The following is a 6,427-nucleotide window of genomic DNA, read 5'->3' as shown; positions in this document are numbered from 1 at the left end:
TGGACTGCTCCAATCCATTGTTACTAACGGTTTCTATCCCTTCATGTCGTTCCATCTCATCCGAGTTATCTGAGATCCTGCGAATAAGCGAGCATGCGTGAGTAATCCCGTTCAAATTGAGGGAGTAAGTAGTACAGTACTATTTTAATGAGTAAATGGGATACGGTATATTAGTGACATATCTTACAAACGAACGATACGCCGATAATGCAAATATTCCGATCGATCCTCCCAGTCCAGTTCTTCCTCATATGGATCGCGATAATAAGTAGAGACTGGTAGATAGCCCCATACAACACCCATGCCACCGCAGATGAGTGAACCACCGTCCCCGCCTTTGCCGCGTACAAGCCCTTCGGGTGATACGGTCAACTCTGATTTATATGGATCGCCAAGGAAATGTAAGCCCGTGCCGCTGCTTGTTTCTAAATCGAAAGATCGATCATCGGCTGTCGATTGAATCTGCTCTTCCTGATCTTGATCCAGTTCGCCAAAGTGCCTTACGTTCATACTATAGTCAAAGCTGTCACCCCAAGGAAACAAAGTTCTGCAACCACCGCCGTACACATATTCCCACTCATCTTCTGTTAGCAAGTCAAAACCTTTTGGTAAAGCATCTTTCGTCCAATCTTGTAGATCAGCACTATTGTCAAACAACCAGATGCGGATACGTCCATCTTTTTTTTCTATTTGAAAGGAGTGATGCAGTTCATAAGTGCGATAGGATGAAGTTTTGAAACGTTCGAGTTCTTCCAGTATATCATCGTCTTCTTCCGGATCTAAGTCAGCTAATCTTACTTCATACCAAGCAACGGAGTGTGTGCGACGCTCAATCAACAGTGGTCCAATGTCAGCTTCTCTTACAGGAGACATTTGCTGGCGCAACAATAATTCCAGGTTTTCAGCATTTTGATCGAGTTCCGAAAGGCCGTTTTCGAAATCTTCTTGTGTTGCTGCATCTAGCCCTTCCGCCCAACTTTCCCAGCCAAGCGTAACACGATTACCGGGTATATAGACAAATTCACAGCCTTTATAGGAAAAAACACCAGTCTCCAGTTGAATACCAAACCGCTCGAAGCGTTCCATTCTTAAAAACGTGAAACCAGCAGGCAAGCGTGTGATTAACTGGTGTAACAGTTGCTCCTTGTGTATACTTGTTTGTTCATTCCAAAATGCTTGGTCTATAATCACGAAAATCTCTCCTTAGTATATTTCATGTAAATTATGTTACAAACTACTGGTTGTTTTCACATCTAAATTACTGTTACAACTGTTAGGTATGATTATATATTTTAATCTATTCGTCTATCAAGTCTCCTATGTAAATGGTAATATATATCCATTGACGATGATAATGATTATCAATTAAACTGTGTTATGTTAAGAAAGTTTTGCGGAAATAAAGGAGAGGTCATCATGGAATGGAATCCCCGCACAAAGTTGTGGAACTATGCTCATGTACGTATTTTAGATATACGAAGTATGGATATGAGACAAGGGGAGATGAAGAGCGATTATCGTTTACCTGCAAGTACTTATTTATATGTATCACGCGGGGAAGCGGTTATTCATTTGGCAGATCAACAGATAGAAGGCAAACCTCATGTGCTATTGCATGTTGGGAAAGGTATTCGGTTAGCGATTACAGCTAGCAGCGATTGTCACTACTATATTATCCTCTATAAGTCCTCTTTTATTTTGCCTGCTCACCGAATGTTACTTCGTTTAATGGAAACGAATAATCCATTTGAAGAATGTTATGTTATGAACGTTAGTCAACCATTATATATGTTAAATAAATTAATAGAGATGGATCATCAGTGGAAGCTGCCAAACGGACAAGGAAGATTGTTGGTGCGGGCTAGCTTTTATCAATTTGTACATGAATATTTGCGGCAGATGGAAGAAGAGGGGCTACGCCCATTTTCATCTCAATTGGTGGCACAGGCGGTACGCTATATGGAAGAACACTATAGTGAGTCTATTACGCTGGAGACATTAGAAGAGTTATTGGCATGCAATGCTAGAACGTTACTTAGAAAATTTAAAGCAGAGTTTAATGCGACACCAATTGATTATTTGATTCAATTGCGGATGGACAAGGCGAAGGAGTTGTTACAGTATTCGGAGATTGCTGTCAAAGATATTGCTGTAAGCATCGGCTACACGGATCATTACTATTTTAGTAGATTGTTCAAAAAACAGGTGGGGATGTCGCCTATGCAGTATAGATCGACAGCCGATCTAACGAAAGAATTGTCATATAATCCATTTGAATTGTCGAGATTGTCCATTGTCGGAAGAAAGGTGCAACGTTATATTGGTAATGGTATTAATAATCATTATCAATACAATAAAAAGGGAGAGTTCAATATGTACAGTAAGTCTAGACGTTCTTTAGCAATTTTGGTTATCTGCTTTGCCATGATCTTAGGAGCATGTGGTGGTGGAACAACTAAAACGAACAACACGAATCAATCAAACGGAGGAACGTCAAATACAAGTCAGCCAGCTGTTACTACGCCAGCAACATCAGCAGCACCGACAGCGGAAACGAATGCGGCTGAAAGCCGAGTAGTGAAGCATGCGATGGGGGAAGAGACAATCGTGGGTACGCCTGAACGGGTTGTTATTTTGACAAACGAAGGAACAGAAGCATTACTTTCTGTAGGAGTTAAGCCAGTAGGTGCGGTGCAATCGTGGGTGGGAGATCCATGGTATGAGCATATTGCTGGAAAAATGGAAGGCGTCGAAGTGGTTGGTGATGAGATTCAACCTAATATAGAGCTTATTGCTAGTTTGAAGCCAGACCTGATTATCGGTAACAAAGTACGACAAGAAAAAATATATGATCAGCTGAAAGAGATTGCTCCAACGATTTATTCAGAAGATTTGGCGGGCGATTGGAAAATCAATTTCGCTTTATATATGGAAGCTTTAGGTAAGCAAGAAGAAGGAAAACAGTTAATGGCTGATTTTGATAAGCGTGTGGCAGAAGCTGCTACTAAGTTAACGGATAAGCTGGATACGAAAGTGTCTATTGCACGTTTTTCAGCGTCACAAGTTCGTATTTATCAAAAGCAAACATTTGCAGGTGTTCTTTTGGATCAACTTGGTTTTGCCAGACCAGCGTCTCAGGATAAAGATTCATTTATGGAAGTGATGACGAAAGAAACGATTCCGAGCATGGATGGAGATGTTCTATTTTATTTTGTAACGGAAGCACCTGGTAAGACAGATGCAGCGAAAGTAGTAGAAGAATGGATGAATGATCCGTTGTTCAAAAATTTGAATGTAGCTAAAAATAACAAAGCAATTGCAGTAAATGAGGCGATTTGGAATACAGCAGGTGGTTACCAAGCGGCTAACCTATTGCTGGATGAAATAGTAGCTTATTTTGAAGCGAATTAGAAAAATTGCACGATAAATGAGCAAGAGAGAGATGGAAATGGTAAAACGAACAAACAAAAACGTACGGTTAATGATTGGGTTGATTGTTGGCATCGTCCTTTTGTTGGCAAGCATGCTCGCCAGTGTTTTATTCGGCTTGCAGTCGTTTGGACTTCGGGATTTATGGCAGGCGTACAACCAGTTTGATGGCTCCAACGAACATCTCATTATAACGACTACGAGAGTACCAAGAACGTTAATCGCTGTTATGGTCGGAGCAAGTTTAGCTGTGGCCGGTACTATTATGCAAGTGTTAACAAGGAATCCATTAGCTTCGCCATCGTTATTCGGAATAAATGCTGGAGCGTCGCTGTTTGTCGTCATCGCTCTTACCTTATGGAGTACAACGTTAACGTTATCCAACTTAATTTGGTTTGCTTTTGCAGGTGCAGCAGTGGTAGCTTGTATTGTCTATTTACTAGGCAGTAGTCGAGAAAATAGTCTGGAGCCTACTCGAGTAGCGTTAGCAGGCGCTTCGATTGCAGCATTTGCTACTTCTATGACTTCGGGCATGATGTTAATTAATAAACAGTCGTTGGAAGATGCGTTATTTTGGATGATCGGTTCAGTGTCGGGTAGAAGTATGGCGCATTTTGAACTAGTGTTTCCTTATATAGTAGTGGGTTTACTAGGTTGTGTACTATTGCCAAAAGCATTAAATGTGATGGCACTTGGTGATGAAAATGCACGTGGATTAGGTGTACAGCTAAAGTATGTCCAATTTCTAGGAGTGGTTGTGGTCATTCTTCTAGCTGGCAGTGCTGTTGCTTCTGCTGGTCCAATCGCTTTTGTTGGCTTAATCGTACCTCACTTATGTCGAGCAATTACGGGAAATGATCATCGGTGGTTACTGCCATACTGTGCGGTAGTCGGAGCATTGCTGCTTGTAACAGCAGATACACTTTCTCGTTTTATCATTACTGGCAAGGAAATTCCGGTTGGTATCGCAATGGCTATTATTGGAGTGCCGTTCCTTGTTGCCGTGGCAAGGAGGAGAGGTCGTGCATAGTCTCCAGCGAAAACAGATCGTTGTTTTAGTATCCTTATTACTACTTGTAGTCATTGTAGCGCTTGTATCTCTATCTTTAGGTTCCGTGCGAGTACCGTTATCGCAAGTATGGATGTCTCTGTTTGGCAGCGGTAGTGAAGAATTTAGTATGATTGTCGTCAAGTTTCGATTACCACGGGTTATTGCCGCTATATTAGTAGGTGCAGCGTTAGCCGTTGCAGGTGCATTGTTGCAAGGTGTCATTCGCAATCCGTTAGCTTCTCCAGACGTAATCGGGGTGACAGGTGGTGCGTCGGTTAGTGTGGTAGCTTTTATGACATTAGCAACAGGATTTAGCATCCATTGGATTCCCTTTGTGGCAGTAGCGGGTGCGCTTATTACGGCATTTCTTAATTATGTGTTGGCGTGGCGCAAAGGAGTATCACCGTTTCGATTAGTGATGATAGGGATAGGTATTTCGACAGCTACTGGAGCGCTAACAACGCTTCTCTTAATTAGCGGTCCTGCTTATTTGGCTCCACAGGTGTTGAATTGGACGACGGGTAGTATTTATGGAACAAATTGGGCGTACATTCAAATGCTGTGGCCGTGGATTGTAATTTTTCTACCATTATCGTTGCTATGTGCAAGAGAGTTAAACTTGCAGTCGCTAGGAGATGAAGCAGCTATTGGTCTCGGTAGCAGATTACAATGGAGTAGAATGATTACTCTGTTCATCAGTGTTGCTTTAGCGGGAGCGGCTGTTGGTGTAGCTGGATCATTATCATTTATTGGGCTACTCGCTCCTCACATGGCTAGAAGTTTAGTCGGTCAATCCTATCGTATTTTGTTACCGACAGCTGCTGTAGTGGGAGCTATCGTTCTCCTACTTGCTGATCTTGCAGGAAAAATGCTGTTTCAACCGCTAGATATACCTGCTGGTGTATTTACGGCGGGAGTTGGCGCACCGTTCTTTATGTACTTATTGTTCCGACGAAAACGGACAAGTCGTTGAATCTGGATATAGTTCACAAAGAAATGTAGTAAATGCATCTGTTGTAAAATGGAATGAGTAAAAATAAAGAAAAATCTCTCTTAACTGCGAGCAGCAGGAAGTAATTGCCTTTGTCGGCGATTGCGACCGAATCTGCGAGAGGATAAGGGAGTTTTTTATTTTTTAAACAATGTGAGTGTGATTACGTAATAAGCTTCTAACGTATGTAAGAGCAGTTAACGAAAGGTAAGCGTGCAGAAAGTAAAGTAATGGCTAGATGCTGTGAACGAGCTGCTTCGAATATATCATTTTAAAATGAAGAGAGGACAAATGGATAGATAAACTAAAGAAATTTATAAAAATAAAAAATATTGTTTAATGAAAAGTGATTGGTAAATTTAGTAAGGGGTTGTCCAATAAGTCGGTGAAAACTGACTACTGGCAGTCCCATTTTTATTTCTTATGTTTTGGGATCGAGTATGTGTATTATGTTACAGCAACGCGTCAAAGGCATAGACATGTGAATGATGTAAATTTTGTTAAGCAAACAACGGTGGCTATTATAAAAGTGATGTATTACTCAAAGTTGAGGATAAACCATTATCTATGACAAGCAGCTGGACTCAGGTCTAGCTATAAATGGGACTTAAGTCTGTTTTTCATTTTTTTTATAAATATTACTATATGATTATAAGCAATAGGGAATAATTTCCATGTGAAGTGATTGACGATGGTTTGTTTGCTAGTTACATAAAGATGTTCTAACTGTTGATGAAGAGGAGGATGATAGAACAATTTCAAGTGGGGCTAATGAATGCTAGTGTTACTTTTTCAGAAAAGTGTTTTCGATATTTTACTTACAATTATAAGACCTGCGGTAATATGTCAAGTGAAAAACAGTTAGAAATTTAATTATCAAGGATCAATTTTCTTTAAAAAGGCAACAGGAAAATAGACCAGCAAGTAAATGTAAATTACTGGTATATATTCAAAGG

5 protein-coding genes are annotated in these 6,427 nt (G+C 40.6%); 4 read left to right on the top strand and 1 reads right to left on the bottom strand.

Annotated features, from left to right (window positions below):
* Positions 1-183: 183 nt before the first annotated feature.
* Positions 184-1,191, bottom strand: a complete 1,008-nt coding sequence (locus tag ACFSTH_RS11535; RefSeq protein ID WP_377771383.1) for a hypothetical protein — start codon at positions 1,189-1,191, stop codon at positions 184-186.
* A 225-nt stretch (positions 1,192-1,416) separates the two neighbouring features.
* Here ACFSTH_RS11535 and ACFSTH_RS11530 point away from each other — a divergent pair, with 225 nt between their 5' ends.
* From ACFSTH_RS11530 to ACFSTH_RS11515, 4 genes are all read left to right on the top strand, one after another.
* Positions 1,417-3,411, top strand: a complete 1,995-nt coding sequence (locus ACFSTH_RS11530) for an AraC family transcriptional regulator (RefSeq protein ID WP_377771385.1) — start codon at positions 1,417-1,419, stop codon at positions 3,409-3,411.
* A gap of 37 nt (positions 3,412-3,448) precedes the next feature.
* On the top strand, positions 3,449-4,459 hold the full coding sequence (locus tag ACFSTH_RS11525; RefSeq protein WP_377771387.1) for a FecCD family ABC transporter permease: 1,011 nt from the start codon (positions 3,449-3,451) through the stop codon (positions 4,457-4,459).
* Complete coding sequence (locus tag ACFSTH_RS11520) at positions 4,452-5,453, top strand: FecCD family ABC transporter permease (protein ID WP_377771389.1); 1,002 nt, start codon at positions 4,452-4,454, stop codon at positions 5,451-5,453. Before ACFSTH_RS11525 ends, ACFSTH_RS11520 begins: the two co-directional genes overlap by 8 nt.
* Positions 5,454-6,215: 762 nt before the next feature.
* Positions 6,216-6,344: a hypothetical protein gene (locus ACFSTH_RS11515; RefSeq protein WP_377793679.1), complete on the top strand. Its 129-nt coding sequence runs from the start codon at positions 6,216-6,218 to the stop codon at positions 6,342-6,344.
* Positions 6,345-6,427: the final 83 nt, after the last annotated feature.

Source organism: Paenibacillus yanchengensis (genome assembly GCF_042684845.1).
In the GTDB taxonomy this organism is placed as follows: Bacteria; Bacillota; Bacilli; order Paenibacillales; family Paenibacillaceae; genus Pristimantibacillus; species Pristimantibacillus yanchengensis.
The sequence above is the reverse complement of the archived record's forward strand: the minus strand, read 5'-3'. Positions and strand labels throughout refer to the sequence as shown.